The 21,974-nt window shown below is 60.9% G+C and carries 19 protein-coding genes; 18 read left to right on the plus strand and 1 reads right to left on the minus strand.

Going from position 1 to position 21,974, the window contains the following annotated elements; genetic code table 11:
- The first annotated feature begins 2 nt into the window (after positions 1-2).
- The 10 genes from lpxB to ispD all read left to right on the plus strand — a co-directional run bounded on the left by lpxB (position 3) and on the right by ispD (position 13,472).
- Positions 3-1,133, plus strand: coding sequence for a lipid-A-disaccharide synthase (lpxB, locus tag FBX99_RS09415; protein WP_144923431.1), 1,131 nt, complete (start codon positions 3-5; stop codon positions 1,131-1,133).
- Complete coding sequence (gene rnhB / locus FBX99_RS09420; RefSeq protein WP_144923434.1) at positions 1,130-1,789, plus strand: ribonuclease HII; 660 nt, start codon at positions 1,130-1,132, stop codon at positions 1,787-1,789. Before lpxB ends, rnhB begins: the two co-directional genes overlap by 4 nt.
- A gap of 241 nt (positions 1,790-2,030) precedes the next feature.
- Complete coding sequence (dnaE, locus tag FBX99_RS09430) at positions 2,031-5,552, plus strand: DNA polymerase III subunit alpha (RefSeq protein ID WP_144923436.1); 3,522 nt, start codon at positions 2,031-2,033, stop codon at positions 5,550-5,552.
- Between the two features lie 150 nt (positions 5,553-5,702).
- Positions 5,703-6,650: an acetyl-CoA carboxylase carboxyltransferase subunit alpha gene (locus FBX99_RS09435; protein WP_144923440.1), complete on the plus strand. Its 948-nt coding sequence runs from the start codon at positions 5,703-5,705 to the stop codon at positions 6,648-6,650.
- A 152-nt stretch (positions 6,651-6,802) separates the two neighbouring features.
- Complete coding sequence (tilS, locus tag FBX99_RS09440) at positions 6,803-8,128, plus strand: tRNA lysidine(34) synthetase TilS (protein WP_145131314.1); 1,326 nt, start codon at positions 6,803-6,805, stop codon at positions 8,126-8,128.
- A gap of 274 nt (positions 8,129-8,402) precedes the next feature.
- Positions 8,403-10,034, plus strand: a complete 1,632-nt coding sequence (locus tag FBX99_RS09445) for a CTP synthase (RefSeq protein ID WP_144923446.1) — start codon at positions 8,403-8,405, stop codon at positions 10,032-10,034.
- A 4-nt stretch (positions 10,035-10,038) separates the two neighbouring features.
- Positions 10,039-10,884 carry a 3-deoxy-8-phosphooctulonate synthase gene (kdsA, locus tag FBX99_RS09450; protein WP_053152762.1) on the plus strand — a complete coding sequence of 282 codons (846 nt, stop codon included), beginning with the start codon at positions 10,039-10,041 and terminating at the stop codon, positions 10,882-10,884.
- Positions 10,885-11,028: 144 nt separating this feature from the next.
- Positions 11,029-12,318 carry a phosphopyruvate hydratase gene (gene eno, locus FBX99_RS09455; protein ID WP_144923449.1) on the plus strand — a complete coding sequence of 430 codons (1,290 nt, stop codon included), beginning with the start codon at positions 11,029-11,031 and terminating at the stop codon, positions 12,316-12,318.
- Positions 12,319-12,489: 171 nt separating this feature from the next.
- A complete protein-coding gene (gene ftsB, locus FBX99_RS09460) occupies positions 12,490-12,768 on the plus strand; it encodes a cell division protein FtsB (RefSeq protein ID WP_024779031.1) in 279 nt (92 codons plus the stop codon).
- Complete coding sequence (ispD, locus tag FBX99_RS09465; RefSeq protein ID WP_144923452.1) at positions 12,765-13,472, plus strand: 2-C-methyl-D-erythritol 4-phosphate cytidylyltransferase; 708 nt, start codon at positions 12,765-12,767, stop codon at positions 13,470-13,472. The genes ftsB and ispD overlap by 4 nt, the downstream gene beginning before the upstream one ends.
- Positions 13,473-13,628: 156 nt before the next feature.
- On the opposite strand, the gene FBX99_RS09470 is transcribed toward ispD, so the two are convergent.
- Positions 13,629-14,525: a LysR substrate-binding domain-containing protein gene (locus FBX99_RS09470; protein ID WP_144923455.1), complete on the minus strand. Its 897-nt coding sequence runs from the start codon at positions 14,523-14,525 to the stop codon at positions 13,629-13,631.
- 107 nt (positions 14,526-14,632) lie between these two features.
- On the opposite strand from FBX99_RS09470, the gene FBX99_RS09475 reads away from it, so the two are divergent.
- The 8 genes from FBX99_RS09475 to rpoS all read left to right on the plus strand — a co-directional run bounded on the left by FBX99_RS09475 (position 14,633) and on the right by rpoS (position 21,838).
- Positions 14,633-15,745: an S-(hydroxymethyl)glutathione dehydrogenase/class III alcohol dehydrogenase gene (locus FBX99_RS09475; RefSeq protein ID WP_024779034.1), complete on the plus strand. Its 1,113-nt coding sequence runs from the start codon at positions 14,633-14,635 to the stop codon at positions 15,743-15,745.
- Between the two features lie 93 nt (positions 15,746-15,838).
- A complete protein-coding gene (gene fghA, locus FBX99_RS09480) occupies positions 15,839-16,684 on the plus strand; it encodes an S-formylglutathione hydrolase (RefSeq protein ID WP_144923457.1) in 846 nt (281 codons plus the stop codon).
- Positions 16,685-16,727: 43 nt separating this feature from the next.
- Positions 16,728-17,201 carry a 2-C-methyl-D-erythritol 2,4-cyclodiphosphate synthase gene (gene ispF, locus FBX99_RS09485; RefSeq protein ID WP_144923460.1) on the plus strand — a complete coding sequence of 158 codons (474 nt, stop codon included), beginning with the start codon at positions 16,728-16,730 and terminating at the stop codon, positions 17,199-17,201.
- On the plus strand, positions 17,198-18,256 hold the full coding sequence (gene truD / locus FBX99_RS09490) for a tRNA pseudouridine(13) synthase TruD (RefSeq protein WP_144923463.1): 1,059 nt from the start codon (positions 17,198-17,200) through the stop codon (positions 18,254-18,256). The genes ispF and truD overlap by 4 nt, the downstream gene beginning before the upstream one ends.
- Positions 18,244-18,993, plus strand: a complete 750-nt coding sequence (gene surE / locus FBX99_RS09495) for a 5'/3'-nucleotidase SurE (RefSeq protein ID WP_144923466.1) — start codon at positions 18,244-18,246, stop codon at positions 18,991-18,993. The genes truD and surE overlap by 13 nt, the downstream gene beginning before the upstream one ends.
- A gap of 38 nt (positions 18,994-19,031) precedes the next feature.
- Positions 19,032-19,667 carry a protein-L-isoaspartate(D-aspartate) O-methyltransferase gene (locus FBX99_RS09500; RefSeq protein WP_162843647.1) on the plus strand — a complete coding sequence of 212 codons (636 nt, stop codon included), beginning with the start codon at positions 19,032-19,034 and terminating at the stop codon, positions 19,665-19,667.
- Positions 19,668-19,878: 211 nt separating this feature from the next.
- The gene (locus FBX99_RS09505) at positions 19,879-20,724 is read left to right on the plus strand and encodes a peptidoglycan DD-metalloendopeptidase family protein (RefSeq protein WP_055127616.1); all 846 of its coding nucleotides are present in this window, start codon (positions 19,879-19,881) and stop codon (positions 20,722-20,724) included.
- Positions 20,725-20,830: 106 nt separating this feature from the next.
- Complete coding sequence (gene rpoS / locus FBX99_RS09510) at positions 20,831-21,838, plus strand: RNA polymerase sigma factor RpoS (RefSeq protein WP_041022899.1); 1,008 nt, start codon at positions 20,831-20,833, stop codon at positions 21,836-21,838.
- Positions 21,839-21,974: the final 136 nt, after the last annotated feature.

Consider the following 21,974-nt stretch of genomic DNA (forward strand, 5'->3'; position numbering starts at 1 on the left):
CCATGGGCCATTTGCGTGTTGCGCTGGTGGCGGGCGAAGCTTCCGGCGATATCCTGGGTGCAGGCCTGATGCGAGCGCTCAAGGTGCAGCATCCGGCGGTCGAGTTCATCGGCGTCGGCGGGCCATTGATGCAGGCTGAGGGGCTGACCTCCTATTTCCCGATGGAGCGCCTGTCGGTGATGGGGTTGGTGGAAGTGCTCGGTCGGCTGCGAGAGCTGCTGGCCCGGCGCAAGAAGCTGATTGCGACCCTCATTGACGAAAAACCGGATGTGTTCATCGGCATCGATGCGCCGGATTTCACCCTCAACATCGAACTCAAGTTGCGTCAGGCCGGGATCAAGACCGTGCACTACGTCAGTCCCTCGGTCTGGGCCTGGCGGCAGAAGCGCGTATTGAAGATTCGCGAAGGCTGCGACCTGATGCTGACGCTGCTGCCGTTCGAAGCCAGGTTCTATGAGGAGAAGGGTGTGCCGGTGCGGTTTGTCGGGCATACCCTGGCCGACACCATTCCCCTGGAAGCCGACCGCGAGGCTGCCCGCCAGGCGTTGGGTTTGCCCGACGGACCATTAGTGGCCTTGATGCCGGGCAGCCGGGGCGGCGAAGTGAGTCGCCTGGGCGGCTTGTTTTTCGATGCCGCCGAACGCCTCCGGGCGATGCGTCCCGGCGTGCGCTTTGTGTTGCCGTGTGCCAGTGCGCAGCGGCGTGAGCAGCTCGAAGCATTGCTGGCCGGCCGCGATTTGCCCGTCACGCTGCTCGACGGTCGCTCCCACCAGGCGTTGGCGGCGTGCGACGCAGTGTTGATTGCCTCCGGCACTGCTACCCTTGAAGCGTTACTGTACAAGCGCCCGATGGTGGTCGCCTATCGTCTGGCACCGCTGACGTTCTGGATCCTCAAGCGCATGGTCAAGAGCCCTTACATCTCCTTGCCGAACCTGCTGGCCCAGCGTTTGCTGGTGCCCGAGTTGCTGCAGGACGATGCAACCGCCGATGCATTGGCCAACACGCTGGCGCCGTTGATCGACGGTGGCCAGGAACAGACCCGGGGCTTTGATGAAATTCACCGCACGTTGCGTCGCGATGCCTCCAACCAGGCGGCAGACGCGGTACTGACCTTGATCGGTGCCAAGCCATGAAGCATTCGAAGCAGCAGATGGGCCTGGACTTCAACCTGGTCGCCGAAGTCGAAGAGCTGGTAGCGGGCGTCGATGAAGTGGGCCGCGGTCCATTGTGCGGCGCAGTGGTGACGGCAGCGGTGATTCTCGACCCGAAGCGGCCGATCCTGGGCCTCAACGATTCCAAGAAGCTCACCGAAGCCCGTCGCGAGAAGCTCTACGACGAAATCTGCGAGAAGGCCCTGAGCTGGTGCATCGCCCGGGCCGAGGTCGAAGAAATCGACGAGCTGAATATCCTGCACGCCACCATGCTCGCCATGCAGCGTGCGGTACAAGGCCTGCACATCATGCCGAAGCTGGCGATGATCGATGGCAATCGTTGCCCGAAACTGTCGATGCGCGCCGAGGCGGTGATCCAGGGCGATGCGAAGGTGCCGGCTATCGCGGCGGCATCGATCCTGGCCAAGGTCAGCCGTGACCGGGAGATGAGCGCCTTTGAACTGATTTACCCAGGCTATGGCATTGGTGGCCATAAGGGCTACCCGACGCCGGTGCATCTGGAAGCCTTGGCGCGACTGGGGCCAACACCGATCCATCGGCGCTCGTTCGCGCCGGTGCGGCTGGCTTATGAAGCCCGTGAAGGGATGATCATAAACAGTCAGTACCCTGTTTCTTAAGACGAACGCTGCTTTTGTGGCGAGGGGATTTATCCCCGCTGGACTGCGAAGCAGTCCCGAAGTCTGTCAGACATAACGGGTTATCAGGTTTCAGGGCCGCTTCGCGCCCCAGCGGGGATAAATCCCCTCACCACAAAAGCCGTGTTCGGATTTTCAAGGTCCGACACTCTTGGCTGATGTTTTGCCCAAGGCCCGGTACAATCCGGGCCTAGTTGTTTTCATGACTTAACGCAGGATCACTATGCCGGCTTCATTCGTTCATCTACGCCTGCACACTGAATATTCCCTGGTCGACGGTCTGGTGCGGATCAAGCCACTGGTCAAGACCCTGGTGGGCATGAACATGCCTGCCGTGGCGGTCACCGACCAGAACAACATGTGTTCGCTGGTCAAGTTCTACAAGACCGCCATGGGTGGCGGGATCAAACCGATCTGCGGTGCCGACCTGTGGTTGTCCAGCAAGGATCCGGACGCACCGTTGAGCCGTATCAGCCTGCTGGTGATGAACGCCGTGGGTTACCGCAACCTGACCGAGTTGATCTCCCGCGGCTTCATCGATGGCCAGCGCAACGGCTCGATCATCATCGAGCGCGAATGGGTGGTCGAGGCCAGCGAAGGCCTGATCATGCTGTCGGCGGCCAAGGAGGGTGAAATCGGCCTGGCCCTGCTCAGCGGCAACACCGAGGAAGCCGAGACGCTGGCCCGTGACTGGATGACGGTATTTCCGGACCGCTTCTACATCGAGGTGCAGCGTACCAATCGCCCCAATGACGAAGAACACCTGCATGCCGCCGTGGCGCTGGCCGACAAGATCGGCGCGCCACTGGTAGCGACCAACGATGTGCGCTTCATCAAACAGGAAGACTTCGAAGCCCACGAAACCCGCGTCTGCATCGGCGAGGGCCGGGCCCTCGATGACCCGCGCCGGCCAAAGAACTACAGCGACCAGCAATACCTCAAGAGCGCCGAGGAAATGGCCGAGTTGTTCAGCGACCTGCCCGAGGCGCTGGAAAACACCGTCGAGATCGCCAAGCGTTGCAATATCGAAGTGAAGCTGGGCAAGCACTTCCTGCCTAACTTCCCGATTCCCGATGGCATGACCATCGACGAATATTTCCGCAAGGTGTCGTTCGACGGCCTCGAAGAGCGCCTGAGCGTCCTGTTGCCCAAGGACACCACCCCAGATTACGAAGCCAGGCGCCAGGTGTATGTCGACCGGTTGAATTTCGAACTGGATATCATCATCCAGATGGGTTTTCCCGGTTACTTCCTGATCGTGATGGACTTCATCCAGTGGGCCAAGAACAACGGCGTGCCGGTGGGCCCTGGCCGTGGATCGGGTGCCGGGTCGCTGGTGGCCTACGTGCAGAAGATCACCGACCTCGACCCGTTGGAATATGACCTGCTGTTCGAACGTTTCCTCAACCCGGAACGGGTATCCATGCCCGACTTCGACGTCGACTTCTGCATGGACGGCCGCGACCGGGTCATTGACTACGTGGCGGAGAAATACGGCCGCAACGCGGTGAGCCAGATCATCACCTTCGGTTCCATGGCCGCCAAGGCTGTGGTGCGTGACGTGGCGCGGGTGCAGGGCAAGTCCTACGGCCTGGCGGATCGTCTGTCGAAGATGATTCCGTTCGAAGTCGGCATGACCCTGGAAAAAGCCTACGAGCAGGAAGAGATCCTGCGGGACTTCATCAAGGTCGACGAAGAGGCCGCGGAAATCTGGGAGATGGCCCGCAAGCTTGAAGGCGTGGTGCGTAACGTCGGCAAGCACGCCGGTGGCGTGGTCATCGCGCCGACCAAGCTGACCGACTTCTCGCCGATCTATTGCGATGAAGAGGGCGACGGCCTGGTCACCCAGTTCGACAAGGATGACGTCGAGGCCGCGGGCCTGGTGAAGTTCGACTTCCTCGGCCTGCGGACCCTGACCATCATCGACTGGGCGCTGAAAACCATCAACCGCGACCGCGCCAAGCTGGGCGAAGAGCCGCTGGACATTGCCTTCATCCCGCTGGACGACAAGCCGACCTACAGCCTGTTGCAGAAGGCCGAAACCACGGCAGTGTTCCAGCTTGAATCCCGGGGCATGAAGGAGCTGATCAAGAAGCTCAAGCCCGACTGCCTGGAAGACCTGATCGCACTGGTGGCCCTGTTCCGTCCGGGGCCGCTGCAATCGGGCATGGTGGATGACTTCATCAACCGTAAGCACGGTCGCGCCGAACTGGCGTATCCGCACCCGGATTATCAGTACGACGGCCTCAAGCCAGTGCTGGCGCCAACCTACGGCATCATCCTGTATCAGGAACAGGTGATGCAGATTGCCCAGGTGATGGCCGGCTACACCCTCGGCGGCGCGGACATGCTGCGTCGAGCCATGGGTAAGAAAAAACCCGAGGAGATGGCCAAGCAGCGCGGCGGTTTCATCGAGGGCTGTGCGAACAACGGCATCGATGCGGACCTGGCCGGTAACATCTTCGACCTGGTGGAAAAATTCGCCGGCTACGGCTTCAACAAATCCCACTCTGCCGCCTATGGCCTGGTGTCGTACCAGACCGCGTGGTTGAAGGCTCATTATCCAGCGCCGTTCATGGCCGCCGTACTGTCGGCGGATATGCACAACACCGACAAGGTCGTGACCCTGATCGAAGAAGTGCGGACCATGAAGCTGCGCCTCGACGCACCGGACGTGAACGCTTCGGAGTTCAAGTTCACGGTGAACGACGAGGGCCGCATCATTTATGGCCTGGGCGCGATCAAGGGCGTGGGTGAGGGGCCGGTAGAAGCCATCACCGAGGCACGCCAGGATGGACCGTTCAAGGACTTGTTCGATTTCTGTGCCCGGGTCGACCTCAAGCGTATCAACAAGCGCACCCTCGATGGCTTGATCCGCAGCGGCGCACTGGACCGACTGGGTCCTTACTTCCATGACGAACCCAAGGCCTACCAGGCCAACATCGACCGCAACCGCGCGGTGTTGCTGGCGGCCATGGAAGAAGCGATCAAGGCCGCCGAACAGACCGCCCGCACCCATGACAGCGGCCACGCCGACCTGTTTGGCGGCCTGTTCGTCGAAGAAGACGCTGATGTCTACGGCAACCATCGCAAGGCCAAGGAGCTGACCCTCAAGGAGCGCCTCAAAGGCGAGAAAGACACCCTGGGGCTGTACCTCACCGGCCACCCGATCGATGAATACGAAGGTGAAATCCGCCGCTTCGCCCGCCAGCGCATCATCGACCTGAAGCCGGCTCGGGATACGCAAACCGTCGCCGGGATGATCATCGCCCTGCGGGTGATGAAAAACAAAAAGGGCGACAAGATGGGCTTCATCACCCTCGACGACCGTTCCGGGCGCATCGAGGCGTCGTTGTTTGCCGATGCGTTCCACTCGGCGCAGTCGCTGTTGCAGACCGACGCGATGGTGGTGGTGGAAGGCGAGGTCAGCAACGATGACTTCTCCGGTGGCCTCAGGCTGCGGGTCAAGCGGGTGATGAGCATGGAAGATGCCCGGACCAACCTCGCCGAGAGCCTGCGCCTGAAGTTGCAGACCCAGGACCTCAAGGGCGACCAGCTACGCTGGCTGGGCGAGTTGTTCAAGCGCCATCGCGGTGCTTGTCCGATCACCATGGAGTACGTGCGCCCCGACGCCAAGGCCGTGCTGCAGTTCGGCGAGGGCTGGCGGATCGATCCGGCGGATGCGTTGATTCAAGCCTTGCGTGACCAGTTCGGCAAAGACAACGTCTTCCTCCAATACCGTTGACGGCCAGGGGCCACTCCTGGACTTGGAGTGTCCCTGACCGCGACCCGAATTTTTAATCTCGACCTGAACGCGCCTCTCCCTTAAGGTAGGGCGCGAATAGACAACCGGCCGGCCCAAGCTTTCTTGGACGTCGACCCAAGACGGACGCCTATGAACCCGAATTTTCTAGATTTCGAACAGCCGATCGCCGACCTGCAAGCCAAGATCGAAGAGTTGCGCTTGGTCGGTAATGACAATTCGCTGAATATCGGCGATGAGATCTCTCGTCTGCAGGACAAGAGCCGTACGCTGACCGAAGACATCTTCGGCAAGCTGACCAGCTGGCAGATCGCGCGCCTGGCGCGTCATCCGCGTCGTCCATACACCCTGGACTACATCGATCACATCTTCACCGAGTTCGACGAGCTGCACGGCGACCGTCACTTCTCCGATGATGCCGCGATCGTCGGCGGTGTCGCCCGCCTGGACGACCAGCCGGTGATGGTCATCGGTCACCAGAAGGGCCGCGAAGTGCGCGAGAAAGTCCGCCGCAACTTCGGTATGCCGCGTCCGGAAGGCTACCGCAAGGCGTGCCGCCTGATGGAGATGGCCGAGCGCTTCAAGATGCCGATCCTGACCTTCATCGACACCCCGGGCGCCTACCCGGGCATCGACGCCGAAGAGCGCAACCAGAGCGAAGCGATTGCCTGGAACCTGCGGGTCATGGCACGGCTGAAAACCCCGATCATCGCCACCGTCATCGGTGAAGGCGGTTCCGGTGGTGCGTTGGCCATCGGCGTCTGCGACCAGTTGAACATGCTGCAGTATTCCACCTACGCGGTGATCTCGCCGGAAGGCTGCGCCTCGATCCTGTGGAAAACCGCCGAGAAGGCGCCGGACGCCGCGGAAGCCATGGGTATCACCGCCGAGCGTCTCAAAGGCCTGGGGATCGTGGACAAAGTGATCAACGAACCCGTGGGCGGTGCCCACCGTGATCCGGTCGCGGCTGCCGCGCTGATCCGAGCAGAGCTGAGTTCGCAATTGTCGATGCTGAAGAAGTTCGACAACGACGCGCTGCTGGCCCGTCGCTACGAGCGGTTGATGAGCTACGGTCTCTGATCTGACCAAGCTTCCAGCAGTTGTGTGGGGAGCCAGTGTGGGAGCGGGCTTGCTCGCGAAAGCGGTTTAACATTCAACCCATGTGTTGACTGATTCACCGCCTTCGCGAGCAAGCCCGCTCCCACATTTGATTTGTGCCAAGGCTGAAACCCATGAACACAAGCATCGACCTGCCAACCCGGCTCCTCACACAGCTATCTCCCTGGCGCAACGCCATCACCTGGCGCATCGCCTTCTCCGGCGGCCTCGACTCCACCGTCCTGTTGCACCTGCTCGCGACCCTTTCGCAACACCACGCCTTGCCCGCGCTGAGTGCGATCCATGTGCATCACGGCCTTCAGGCAGCGGCCGAGGCGTGGCCGGATCATTGCCGTTCGGTCTGCGCGACCCTTGGCGTACCGCTGGACGTGGTGAATGTACAAGTGCGTCCTGGCGCCAGCATCGAGCGTGCCGCTCGGGAGGCGCGTTATGGCGCGTTCGTGGCGGCCACCCATGGCAATGAAGTGCTGCTCACCGCCCAGCACCGTGATGATCAGGCCGAAACCTTGTTGTTTCGCCTGCTGCGGGGGGCAGGGGTGAGGGGCTTGGCGGCGATGCCACGGCAGCGGCCTTTGGGACTGGGGCATCTGCTGCGGCCCTTGCTCGAGGTATCCCGTACCGAGCTGGAAACTTATGCGACGCAACAGGGCTTGAGCTGGATCGACGACCCGTCCAACGATGATCACCGGTACGCGCGCAACTACCTGCGCCAGCGGGTTTTTCCTGCGCTGGCCGGGCACTGGCCGCAAGCCTCGGCAACCCTGGCCCGAAGTGCTGCGCATATGGGCGAAGCCCAAGGCTTGCTGGACGATTTGGCGCGGATCGACTTGGCCCAGGCCGTGACGCCGGATGCGTTCGACTGGCTTGGGCTGCAATCGCTGGTGCTGGCGCCGTTGCGGGCGTTGTCACCGGCCCGTCAGCGCAACGCGTTGAGCCACTGGCTGGCACCGCTGACCCTGCTGCCCGACAGCGATCACTGGGTGGGCTGGGACTCGTTGCGCGATGCCGCGGACGGTGCCCGGCCAATCTGGCGCCTGGCCGGCGGCGAGTTGCACCGGGCCGCCGGGCGGGTCTGGTGGTTATCCGACCACTGGCTATGTTCGCCGCCAGGCCCCGTCGACTGGGCGGATGCGGCGCTGCCGCTGCGCTTGCCGGGCAACGGTCGGTTGGCGCTTATCGGCCAGCCGCCTGCGGGGGCGTTTAGCGTGCGCTATCGTCAAGGCGGCGAGGTGCTGGCGTTAGCGGGTCGTGGCCATCGTGATCTCAAGCGTTTGCTCAATGAAAAGGGCGTGCCGGCGTTCGTTCGCGGCCGATTGCCGCTGCTCTATCAAGGCGAGCAATTGCTGGCGGTGGCCAACCTGGCCGGGCTTGATGCACAAGCGGATGGCAGTTGGCGATTGATCTGGACGCCAGGAAACCAAGATCTGGGTTTGAGCTGAAAGGGGCTTTCCGGTAGACTACGCTCCCTTCTTGATACAACTTCTGTGGATTCGCCTGAATTGCAGGAGTTGCCGATTACCAAGCAGTCTTTGCTGGGCGATTCCAAAAAATGTGTAGCGAGCAACGTACCGGTGATTTGTCTTCCGGTCTGTCCCAACGCGGCGGTTTTTTTGAAAGGTGCACTGTGATTAATGCAGGTGATCGGGGGCTTCGGCCTTCCTTCGCTTTCCCCGGCGGCTCGGACCGCTTTAACGCAGACTTCTAGGGTTTTTCATGACGCGCTACATATTCGTCACGGGCGGTGTTGTTTCTTCATTGGGGAAAGGCATTGCCTCGGCTTCATTGGCGGCCATCCTGGAGGCGCGGGGGCTTAAGGTCACCATGCTCAAGCTGGACCCGTACATCAACGTCGACCCGGGCACCATGAGCCCGTTCCAGCACGGTGAAGTGTTCGTCACCCACGACGGCGCCGAGACCGACCTGGACCTGGGCCACTACGAGCGGTTCATCCGCACGACCATGACCCAGAACAACAACTTCACCACCGGTCGTGTCTACGAACACGTGCTGCGCAAGGAGCGTCGTGGTGACTACCTGGGCGCGACCATCCAGGTCATCCCGCACATCACCGACGAAATCAAGCGCCGCATCATCAAGGGTGCCGGCGACGCCGACGTGGCGATGGTCGAAATCGGCGGGACCGTGGGCGATATCGAGTCCCAGCCATTCCTCGAAGCCATCCGCCAGTTGCGTTTCGAAATCGGCGCCAAGCGCGCGATGCTGATGCACCTGACCCTGGTCCCGTACATCGCCACCGCTGGCGAAACCAAGACCAAGCCGACCCAGCATTCGGTCAAGGAACTGCGTTCCATCGGCCTGCAGCCGGACGTGCTGATCTGCCGCTCCGATCACCCGATCGACATCTCGTCGCGCCGCAAGATCGCCCAGTTCACCAACGTTGAAGAGCGCGCGGTCATCGGCCTGGAAGACGCCGACACCATCTACAAGATTCCGGGCATCCTGCACTCCCAGGGTCTGGACGATTTCGTCGTCGAGCGTTTCGGCCTGCAATGCGCTGGCGCCGACCTGTCCGAATGGGACGCCGTGGTCGATGCCAAGCTCAACCCTGAGCACGAAGTCACCATCGCCATGGTCGGCAAGTACATGGAACTGCTGGATGCCTACAAGTCGCTGATCGAGGCGATGAGTCACGCCGGCATCAGCAACCGCACCAAGGTCAACCTGCGCTACATCGACTCCGAAGACATCGAGAACCAGGGCACCGGCCTGCTCGAAGGCGCCGATGCGATCCTCGTACCGGGCGGCTTCGGCTTGCGCGGCGTGGAAGGCAAGATCACCGCCGTGCAATACGCTCGCGAAAACAAGGTGCCTTACCTGGGTATCTGCCTGGGTATGCAAGTGGCGGTCATCGAATTCGCCCGTAACGTCATGGGCTGGAAAGACGCCAACTCCACCGAGTTCGATCGCGCCAGCGGCCACCCGGTCGTGGGCTTGATCACCGAGTGGGCAGACGCCACCGGCGCGGTGGAAATCCGTACCGAAGCCTCCGATCTGGGCGGCACCATGCGCCTGGGCGCCCAGGAATGCCTGCTCGAAGCCGGCTCCCTGGTGCACCAGTGCTACGCCAAGGACGTGATCGTCGAGCGTCACCGTCACCGCTACGAAGTGAACAACAACCTGCTGCCGCAACTGATCGAGGCTGGCCTGAAGATCTCCGGTCGCTCCGGTGATGGCGCGTTGGTGGAAGTGGTCGAGGCCCAGGACCATCCATGGTTCGTCGCCTGCCAGTTCCACCCCGAGTTCACCTCGACGCCGCGCGACGGTCATCCGCTGTTCAGTGGTTTTGTGAAAGCCGCTTTGGCCCAACACCAGAAAAAGGCATAAGACGATGGCCCAGAAGATCATCCGCGTCGGCGACATCGAGATCGCCAACGACAAGCCCATGGTGCTGTTCGGCGGCATGAACGTGCTGGAAAGCCGCGACATGGCGATGCAGGTCTGCGAAGAATACGTCAAGGTCACCCAGAAACTGGGTATCCCCTACGTGTTCAAGGCCAGCTTCGACAAGGCCAACCGCTCGTCCGTGACCTCCTACCGTGGTCCGGGCCTGGAAGAAGGCATGCGGATTTTCCAGGACATCAAGCAAGCCTTCGGCGTGCCGATCATCACCGACGTCCACGAGCCTGCCCAGGCCGCGGTCGTCGCCGAGGTCTGCGACATCATCCAGCTGCCGGCCTTCCTGTCGCGCCAGACCGACCTGGTGGTGGCGATGGCCAAGACCGGCGCGGTGATCAACATCAAGAAAGCCCAGTTCCTTGCGCCCCAGGAAATGAAACACATCCTGAGCAAGTGCGAAGAGGCCGGGAACGACCAGTTGATCCTCTGCGAGCGCGGTTCGAGCTTCGGCTACAACAACCTGGTGGTGGACATGCTCGGCTTCGGCATCATGAAGCAGTTCGAATACCCGGTGTTCTTCGACGTGACCCACGCGCTGCAGATGCCTGGCGGACGTTCCGACTCCGCCGGCGGTCGTCGCGCCCAGGTCACCGACCTGGCCAAGGCGGGCATGAGCCAGTCCCTGGCCGGCCTGTTCCTGGAAGCCCACCCCGATCCGGACAACGCCAAGTGCGACGGCCCTTGCGCCCTGCGCCTGAACAAGCTGGAACCTTTCCTGTCTCAGCTCAAGGCGCTGGACGAGCTGGTCAAGGGTTTTCCGACGATAGAAACCGCGTAACGCGGTTTTCTCCGGTAAAGTACCGCTCGATTATCGCTCTGGCTCGGGTGGCAGCAAGGCTTGCCCGCGATGGCGCCCTTGAACTTCCATCGTCATCCGGCAGTACCCCTACAGCGTTTCGTCAACTTTGGAGTGTTTACAACAATGGCAAAAATCGTCGACATCAAAGGTCGTGAAGTTCTCGACTCCCGTGGCAACCCCACTGTTGAAGCGGACGTGCTTCTCGACAACGGCATCATCGGCAGCGCCTGCGCGCCGTCCGGTGCTTCCACTGGCTCGCGCGAAGCGCTGGAGCTGCGTGATGGCGACAAGAGCCGTTACCTGGGCAAGGGCGTACTGAAGGCCGTTGCCAACATCAACGGTCCGATCCGTGACCTGTTGCTGGGCAAGGATCCTGCCGACCAGAAGGCCCTCGACCTGGCCATGATCAAGCTCGACGGTACCGAGAACAAAGCCTCCCTGGGCGCCAACGCGATCCTCGCCGTCTCCCTGGCCGCCGCCAAGGCTGCCGCCCAGGACCAGGACCTGCCGCTGTACGCGCACATCGCCAACCTCAACGGTACCCCGGGCGTCTACTCGATGCCGGTGCCGATGATGAACATCATCAACGGCGGCGAGCATGCCGACAACAACGTCGACATCCAGGAGTTCATGGTGCAGCCGGTTGGCGCCAAGTCCTTCTCCGAAGGCCTGCGCATGGGCACCGAGATTTTCCATCACCTCAAGGCTGTGCTGAAGGCCCGTGGCCTGAGCACCGCGGTGGGCGACGAAGGCGGTTTCGCACCGAACCTGGCGTCCAACGAAGATGCGCTGAAAGTGATCTCCGAAGCCGTGGCCAATGCTGGCTACAAGCTGGGCACCGACGTGACCCTGGCCTTGGACTGCGCCGCCAGCGAGTTCTTCGAAGACGGCAAGTACAACCTGTCCGGTGAAGGCCAGGTATTCACGGCCGAAGGTTTTGCCGACTACCTCAAGGGCCTGACCGAGCGCTACCCGATCATCTCCATCGAAGACGGTCTGGACGAGTCCGACTGGGCTGGCTGGAAAATCCTCACCGACAAGATCGGCGAGAAAACCCAGCTGGTGGGCGACGATCTGTTCGTGACCAACACCAAGATCCTGAAAGAAGGCATCGATAAGAAGATCGCCAACTCGATCCTGATCAAGTTCAACCAGATCGGCACCCTGACCGAGACCCTGGAAGCCATCCAGATGGCCAAGGCCGCCGGCTACACCGCGGTGATCTCCCACCGCTCCGGTGAAACCGAGGATTCGACCATCGCGGACCTGGCCGTGGGCACCGCGGCAGGACAGATCAAGACCGGTTCGCTGTGCCGTTCCGACCGCGTTTCCAAGTACAACCAACTGCTGCGGATCGAAGAGCAGTTGAATGGCAAGGCCAAGTACAACGGTCGCGGCGAGTTTCGCGGTTAAGCGGTAAATGGTAAAAAGACAGCGGGTTAGGACGGAAAACTCGCCTCGGTGGCGGTTTTCCCTCTAATCTGATGCCTTATCAAGCACAAGCCTGGGTTTTCCAGGCTTCGTGCTATCAGACGCTGCAAAGTTTGGCATGGCGGTCTTTTTTCACTGGATACCTGATATTCGATGCGCAGTCCCAATTGGTTGTTTCTTGTCTTGCTCCTGTTGCTGGCCGGCCTGCAGTACCGCCTGTGGGTGGGTAATGGCAGCCTGGCGCAAGTGGCCGACCTGACACAGCAGATTGCCGACCAGCACGCCGAGAACGAGGCATTGCTGGAGCGTAACCGGGTAATGGACGCCGAAGTGATGGAATTGAAAAAAGGCATGGAGACCGTTGAAGAGCGGGCTCGCCATGAATTGGGTATGGTCAAGGAGGGCGAAACCCTCTACCAGTTGGCCCAATGAGTATCCGCTTGCCGGCCTTCTGGGCCGTGATTCCTGCCGCGGGCGTCGGAGCCCGTATGGCCGCGGACCGTCCCAAGCAATACCTGCAACTGGGCGGACGCACAATTCTTGAACACAGCCTCGGCTGTTTCCTCGACCATCCGACCGTCAAGGGCGTGGTGGTCTGCATTGCACACGATGATCCGTACTGGTCGACCCTGGCCTGTGCCAGCGACACTCGCATCCAGCGGGTGGACGGTGGCGCGCAGCGTTCGGATTCGGTGCTCAATGCCTTGCTGCACCTGCATGCCCAGGGCGCCGACGATCACGATTGGGTACTGGTGCATGATGCCGCCCGGCCCAACCTGTCCAGGGACGATCTGGACACCTTGCTCAGCGAGCTGGCGAACGATCCGGTTGGCGGCTTGCTGGCCGTTCCGGCGCGCGACACCCTCAAACGCGTCGACAAGCACGGTCGTGTGCTGGAAACCGTTGATCGCAGCGTGATCTGGCAAGCCTATACCCCGCAGATGTTTCGCCTTGGGGCCCTGCATCGGGCATTGGCCGACAGCCTGGTGGCGGATGCGGTGATTACCGATGAAGCTTCGGCCATGGAGTGGGCGGGCCAGGCGCCTCGGTTGATCGAAGGGCGGTCGGACAACATCAAGGTCACCCGGCCAGAAGACCTGGAGTGGTTGCGCCAGCGTTGGGCGCATCGTCTCTAAGGGATTTATTGTTCGACCGGATACCGTGTTGCGCCCTTCGCGAGCAAGCCCGCTCCCACAGGGAATCTTGGTGGTATGAAAGATTGGTTTCACTGAAATCCCTGTGGGGCTTGCTCTCGAAGGCGATCGTCCAATCACCAAAAATGCTGCTGACAGCTACCCCCGATACTCCGGTCGCTGCGCCAACCCTTCCTTCAAGTAGTCCACCAGCTTGCGCACCTTCGGCGACAGATGCCGTTGCTGTGGATACAGCGCCCACACCGCCGTATTCGGTGGCTGATGCGCCTCCAACAGCGAGATCAGCGCGCCGCTGTGCAAATGCTCCAACACGTAGTAATCCGGCAACTGACACAACCCGACCCCTTGCAGGGTCGCCTCCAGCACCGCCTGGCCGCTGTTGCAACGCCAGTTTCCCTGCACGCGTTGGGAAAATTCCCGCCCGTTCTGTTCCAGTTGCCAGAGGTCGGAACTGCCGATCAGACAGTTATGACGGCTCAATTCCGACAGGCTATGGGGGCGGCCATAGCGTTCCAGGTAAGACGGTGAGGCGCACAGGTACATGCGACGCGGTGCGAGGCGCGTGGCAATCAGGCGTGAGTCCTGCAAACGACCCAGGCGAATCGCCAGGTCCAGCCCTTCGTGGACCAGGTCGAGGGGGCGATTGCTCAGTTCGATGTCTACCCGCAATTGTGGATAAAGCCCCATGAACCGTGTCACCAACGGCACGATGAACCGCTCGCCATAGGCTACCGCACAGGTCATTCGCAACATGCCCTTGGGTTCGCTGGTGAGATCGCCCACCGCCCGGAGTGCTTCCTCACGGCCATCCTGCAACCGTTGGCAATGTTGCAAAAAAGTCTGCCCAGCCTCGGTCAGGGTCACCCGACGGGTGCTGCGATACAGCAGCCGTGTCTGTAGCCGCTCTTCAAGCCGTACGATTTGTCGACTGATGTGAGAGGAGGAAACCCCGAGGCGTTCGGCGGCGGCAGTGAATTGGCTGCACTCGGCCACGGCGACGAATTCGTCGATCCCTTCCCAGCGGTTATCGGACATGAAGGATTATCCCTGTATGGCAATAATGTTTTGCTTTTGGCTGGATTATTCATCGTCCAGCGGCGGATTACACTCCCGGTCTTGTTTTTATTTGATGGAGAGACCGGATGATCAAGTCGCGCGCTGCCGTTGCCTTCGAGGCCAAGAAACCCCTGGAAATCGTTGAAGTCGACGTCGCCATGCCCAAGGCGGGTGAAGTGCTGTTGCGTGTGGTGGCTTCCGGTGTTTGCCATACCGACGCATACACCCTGTCGGGCGCCGACCCGGAAGGCATCTTTCCGTCGATCCTCGGCCACGAAGGTGGTGCAATCGTCGAAGCCATCGGTGAGGGCGTGACCTCGGTCGCGGTGGGTGATCACGTGATCCCGCTCTACACGCCGGAATGCGGCCAGTGCAAATTCTGTAAGTCGGGCAAGACCAACCTCTGCCAGGCCATTCGCGCCACGCAGGGCAAAGGTCTGATGCCAGACGGCACTTCGCGCTTTTCCTACAAGGGCGAAACCATTTTCCACTACATGGGGACCTCGACGTTCTCCGAATACACTGTGTTGCCGGAAATCTCCGTTGCGAAAATCCCGAAGGAAGCACCCTTGGAAAAGGTCTGCCTGCTGGGTTGCGGCGTCACCACCGGTATCGGCGCGGTGATCAACACCGCCAAGGTCAAGCCGGGTGACACCGTGGCCATCTTCGGCCTGGGCGGCATCGGCCTGTCGGCGGTGATCGGTGCCGTGAAGGCCAAGGCATCGCGCATCATCGCCATCGACATCAACCCGGCCAAGTTCGAGATTGCCAAGCAGTTGGGCGCCACCGATTGCGTGAACCCGAAAGACTTCGACCGTCCGATCCAGGAAGTCATCGTCGACATGACCGACGGCGGCGTGGACTTTTCCTTCGAATGCATCGGCAACGTCCAGCTGATGCGTGCCGCACTGGAGTGCTGCCACAAGGGTTGGGGCGAGTCGGTGATCATCGGCGTGGCCGGTGCCGGCCAGGAAATCGCCACCCGTCCGTTCCAACTGGTGACAGGGCGCGTCTGGCGCGGTTCGGCGTTCGGCGGCGTGCGCGGTCGCAGCGAGCTGCCCAGCTATGTGGAAATGGCCGAGAAGGGCGAAATCCCGCTGGATACCTTCATCACCCACACCATGGGCTTGGAAGATATCAACAAGGCATTCGACCTGATGCATGAAGGCAAGAGCATCCGTACCGTCATTCATTTTTAAGAGCAGCTGCAAGCTACAAGCTACAAGCGGCAAGTGAAGCGCGGTGCTTTTTCTTGCCGCTTGTGGCTCGCGGCTTACGGCTGAGGTGAAGTTATGAACCTCGAAAATATTTCCTGTCAGAAAAGCTTCGGCGGCTGGCACAAGCGTTACCGACACCGCTCCGAAGTGCTTGGCTGTGACATGGTGTTTGCCGTGTACCTACCACCGCAAGCCGAACAAGGCGGCAAGTTGCCCGTGCTGTATTGGTTGTCCGGGCTGACCTGCACCGACGAGAACTTCATGCAGAAGGCCGGCGCCCAGCGCATGGCTGCCGAGCTGGGGCTGATCATCGTCGCGCCGGACACCAGCCCGCGTGGCGCCGACGTGCCGGGCGATCCGGACAACGCCTGGGACTTCGGCCTGGGCGCGGGGTTCTACCTGAACGCCACCCAGGAACCCTGGGCGCGGCACTATCGGATGTATGACTACGTGGTGCAGGAATTGCCGGCGTTGGTCGAAGCGCATTTTCCGGCGTCGGACAAGCGCAGCATCAGCGGTCACTCCATGGGCGGCCACGGCGCGCTGGTCTGCGCCTTGCGCAACCCGGGACGTTATCGTTCGGTGTCGGCCTTTTCACCGATCAACAATCCGATGGATTGCCCATGGGGTCAGAAAGCCTTCTCCCGTTACCTCGGGGAAGACCGCTCGAAATGGCGTGAATGGGATGCCTGCGCGCTGATTGCCGAGGCTGATGAGAAGCTGCCGTTGTTGGTGGACCAGGGCGATCGCGATGATTTCCTGGCCAACCAGCTCAAGCCCGAAGCCTTGCAGCAGGCGGCGAAGGCGGCGGGTCATCCCTTGGAGTTGCGCCTGCAACCGGGCTACGACCACAGCTACTTCTTCATCGCCAGTTTCATTGATGATCATCTGCAACATCATGCGCGCGCTCTAAACGTCTAATGCAGGTAGAATCACGCCCTGACAGAAATCAGGGCGTTTTTTTATGCGTATTGGCCACGGCTACGATGTTCACCGTTTCACTGAAGGCGACTTTATTACCCTGGGTGGCGTGCGTATCGCGCACGGCTTCGGGCTACTCGCGCATTCTGATGGTGATGTCCTGCTGCACGCCCTGAGTGACGCATTGCTCGGCGCGGCGGCCCTGGGCGATATCGGCAAGCATTTCCCCGACACCGATCCTCGATTCAAGGGCGTCGACAGTCGTGTGCTGCTGCGTCATGTGGTCTCGCTGGTCCACGCTAAGGGCTGGAAGGTCGGCAATGTCGATAACACCATCGTCGCACAGGCGCCGAAAATGGCGCCGCACATCGAGGCCATGCGTCAATTGATTGCCGAGGATCTCCAAGTTGAGCTGGACCAGGTGAACGTGAAAGCCACCACCACCGAGAGGCTCGGTTTTGTCGGTCGCGAAGAAGGCATTGCCGTCCATTCCGTTGCCTTGTTGCTGCGCCCATGACCGAACTGGAACTGTTGGGGCCGCGTGCCTATGGCGAGTCGCTGGGCAGCGCGGTGCTCAAGGCCACTGCCGAAGATTTCCAGGTCGATGAAGTGCTCGACATTCCGTTGACCGGCGATGGCGAGCATTTGTGGATCTGGGTCGAAAAGCGCGGCTTGAACACCGAGGAGGCTGCCCGGCGAATTGCCAAGGCTGCCGGCGTGCCGCTGCGCACCGTCAGCTACGCCGGGCTCAAGGACCGTCAGGCCCTGACCCGGCAATGGTTCAGTGTTCAATTGCCGGGCAAGGCGGACCCGGACCTATCGGCGGCAGTGAACGACACGCTGAAGATCCTCAAGACCGTGCGTCATAGGCGCAAGCTGCAACGCGGCGCGCACTCGGCCAATGGTTTCACCTTGCGCCTGACCCAATTCAAGGGCGATCCGGCGGCCATCGACGCGCGCCTGCAACAGATCGTCCGCCAGGGTATTCCCAATTATTACGGTGCCCAGCGTTTTGGTCATGATGGCGGCAACGTCGTCGACGCCCGTGGCTGGGCGGCACGCAAGGCTTTGCCGGAGCAACGCAACGTGCGTTCGCGGCTGTTGTCCGCGGCCCGCAGTTTCCTGTTCAACCGTCTATTGGCGGCGCGGGTGGCCGACGGTACCTGGCAACAAGCCCAAGTGGGTGACTTGCTGGCCTTCACCGACAGCCGCAGTTTTTTCCCGGCCGGTGAGGCCGAATGCAACGATCCGCGCCTGGCGATCCTCGATCTGCACCCGACCGGGCCACAATGGGGCGAAGGCCCTTCACCGGCCTCGGGTGTGATCCACGATCTGGAACAGGCCGTCGCCGAGGGCGAAGCGGACTTGCGTGATTGGTTAGTCAACGCGGGAATGAATCACGAACGTCGCATCCTGCGACTGCCCATTAGCGGGCTGTCGTGGCATTATCCCTCGCCTGACATTCTGCAACTGGAATTCGTCCTGCCGGCCGGATGTTTCGCCACTGTCTTGGTGCGCGAACTCGTCGATCTGGTGCCGGTAGGGCAGACGGACAGCCCATGCGTATTCTGATTTCTAACGACGACGGGGTGACAGCCCCCGGTCTTGCCGCGCTTTATGCTGCGCTGGCGGATTTTGCCGAGTGCGTGGTGATCGCCCCGGACCAGGACAAAAGCGGCGCCAGCAGCTCGCTGACGCTCGACCGTCCGTTGCACCCCTGCTATCTGGATAACGGTTTCATCAGCCTCAATGGCACCCCGACCGATTGCGTGCATCTGGGCATCCATGGGTTGCTGGAGCGCGAGCCGGACATGGTGGTCTCGGGCATCAACCTGGGCGCGAACCTGGGGGATGACGTGCTGTATTCCGGTACGGTCGCCGCCGCCCTGGAAGGTCGCTTCCTGGAGCACCCGTCGTTTGCCTTTTCGTTTGTTTCCCGGCAGGTCGATAACTTGCCCACCGCCGCCTACTTCGCCCGCAAGCTGGTAGAGGCCCATGGCGAACTGGATCTGCCGCCGCGCACGGTGCTGAACGTGAATATCCCGAACCTGCCCCTGGATCACATCCGTGGCATCCAGCTTACGCGCCTGGGCCATCGTGCCCGCGCCGCCAAGCCCATGCACGTGGTCGACCCGCGAGGCAAGGCCGGTTACTGGATCGCCGCCGCCGGCGATGCGGAGGACGGTGGGCCGGGCACCGATTTCCATGCGGTGATGCAGGGATACGTCTCGATCACCCCGTTGCAGCTCGACCGTACCTTCAACGATGCCTTTCGACACCTCGATGGCTGGCTGGAGGGACTGCGTTGATGCGCGAGCAAGACGATATGCTGCGCCGGGGGATCGGCATGACCTCCCAGCGTACCCGAGAGCGACTGATTCAGCGGCTCTACGAAGAAGGCCTGTCCAACGCCCAGGTGCTGGAAGTGATTCGCCGTACGCCTCGGCATCTGTTCGTCGATGAAGCCCTGGCCCATCGCGCCTATGAAGACACGGCGTTGCCGATCGGCCACAACCAGACCATTTCCCAGCCTTATATGGTGGCCCGCATGAGCGAGTTGCTGCTGGAGGCGGGACCGTTGGACAAGGTGCTGGAAATCGGCACTGGCTCGGGCTACCAGACGGCAGTGCTGTCGCAACTGGTGGAGCGGGTGTTTTCCGTGGAGCGGATCAAGGTGCTGCAGGATCGCGCCAAGGAACGCCTGGTTGAACTGAACCTGCGCAACGTGGTGTTTCGCTGGGGCGATGGCTGGGAGGGCTGGCCGGCGCTGGCGCCTTATAACGGCATCATCGTTACCGCGGTGGCCACCGATGTGCCCCAAGCCTTGCTGGATCAACTCGCCCCCGGCGGGCGGATGGTCATTCCGGTGGGTTCCGGTGAGGTTCAGCAGTTGATGTTGATCGTGCGTGAAGAACACGGTTTTTCACGCCATGTCCTGGGAGCCGTACGGTTCGTGCCGCTGCTCAACGGGCCATTGGCCTGAGCATTGATAAACGGACGCTGAATTCCACGGCGTGGGTTGTGTCTTACAGCGGCACCCCAGTGCCGAACAAGACCCAATGGCGTCGAGCAAACGTGTGCGACAGTGCTTGGCGCTTCATTAATAGAGGCATGATCGTGCCTCGTTATAGTTGCATCGTGTCTGCCTGGGCAGGCAGTTTCCAATTTTTCAGCCACCACAAAGGGAGCAGCGGGTGAGTCTCACAGTCATTGCGCAGCGTATGGGTATCACGAGCTTTCAGCGCCTGGTGACTGGCCTTGTCTTGAGTACGTTGCTGGTCGGTTGTTCCAGTACACCGTCCGGTAATGTCCGGGTTGTCGATCGCAACAATGCTGCACCGCAGCGTCCTACAGTAACGACCGGTCAGTATGTAGTCCGTCGTGGCGATACACTGTTTTCCATCGCTTTTCGCTACGGTTGGGACTACAAGTCCCTTGCGGCGCGGAACAATATTCCTGCGCCTTATACGATTCATCCAGGTCAGACGATTCGCTTCGATGGTCGCAGCGGCTCAACGCCTACCGCGGTCGTCACGCAGTCGGATTCGACCCCTTCATCTTCGAGCAAAACCACGGTCATTCGCCGGCCGGTCGGGGCTGCGACGCCGCCAGTACCGTCCGTCGCGAGCAAACCGGCGCCTGCTCCACTGCCGCCTGCAGGCCCCGCCCCGACTGGCTGGGGATGGCCTTCTAATGGCGTTCTCATTGGAAAATTCTCTTCAAACGGTAGTTTGAATAAAGGAATTGATATCGCCGGGGATTTGGGACAGCCTGTTTTAGCCGCGTCTGATGGCACGGTTGTGTACGCCGGGAGTGGTTTGAGGGGCTACGGCGAACTCGTGATCATCAAACACAGCGATACCTACGTCAGTGCCTACGGTCACAACCGCAGGCTGTTGGTTCGGGAGGGGCAGCAGGTCAAGGTCGGACAGACAATTGCCGAAATGGGGTCAACGGGTACAGACCGGGTGAAACTGCACTTTGAGATTCGCCGACAAGGTAAACCGGTAGATCCACTGCAATTCCTGCCACGTCGTTGATTTGGTTGTCAGCCTGTTCCGTCACGTAGAGGGAACAGGCTCCAGCGTTGCCAAGGATAAAGGCGTCGCTTGAGCTTGAGGTCGAACTCACCAAAGGACTATAACAATGGCTCTCAGTAAAGAAGTGCCGGAGTTTGACATCGACGATGAGGTTCTCCTGATGGAGACCGGCATCGCTATGGATTCGATGTCGAATGATGAGGGAGCGTCTCCTCCTTCCGTTCGTGCCAAATCCAGACACTCCGCTTCACTTAAACAACATAAGTACATCGATTACACCCGGGCGCTGGACGCCACTCAGCTGTACCTCAACGAAATCGGTTTCTCGCCGCTGCTCTCCCCCGAGGAAGAAGTTCATTTTGCGCGCCTGTCGCAAAGCGGTGACCCAGCGGGTCGCAAACGCATGATTGAAAGCAACCTGCGCCTGGTGGTGAAAATCGCCCGACGCTACGTCAATCGTGGGCTTTCGCTGTTGGACCTGATCGAAGAGGGCAACCTGGGGTTGATTCGCGCCGTGGAGAAATTCGATCCCGAGCGAGGCTTCCGCTTCTCGACCTACGCCACCTGGTGGATCCGCCAGACCATCGAACGGGCGATCATGAATCAGACGCGCACCATCCGGTTGCCGATTCATGTTGTCAAGGAGCTTAACGTCTACCTGCGAGCCGCCCGTGAGCTGACCCAGAAGCTCGATCATGAGCCTTCACCCGAAGAGATCGCCAACCTGCTGGAAAAACCGGTGGGCGAGGTCAAGCGTATGCTTGGGCTCAATGAGCGGGTTTCCTCGGTGGACGTCTCGCTGGGCCCGGACTCGGACAAGACCCTCCTGGACACCCTCACTGACGAGCGCCCTACGGACCCTTGTGAATTGCTTCAGGACGACGACTTGTCCCAGAGCATCGACCAATGGCTTTCGGAACTGACCGACAAGCAGCGGGAGGTGGTAATCCGCCGCTTTGGCCTGCGTGGCCATGAGAGCAGCACCCTGGAAGACGTAGGCCTGGAGATTGGTTTGACCCGTGAGCGGGTGAGACAGATTCAGGTGGAGGGCCTCAAGCGTTTGCGCGAGATCCTGGAGAAGAATGGCCTGTCGAGCGAGTCGCTGTTCCAATAGACAAGCCGGCAAATGCAGCAGGAAAAGCCCCGACCGGTTCGTAATGCTGTTCACTTAAGCATTTGAGTCCAAGCCGGGCTTTCTAGAAAATCCGATACCAGTCCTCTGGTATCGGATTTTTTATGCCCATTCAGCA

The organism is Pseudomonas sp. SJZ074 (assembly GCF_007828215.1).
Lineage (GTDB): Bacteria > Pseudomonadota > Gammaproteobacteria > Pseudomonadales > Pseudomonadaceae > Aquipseudomonas.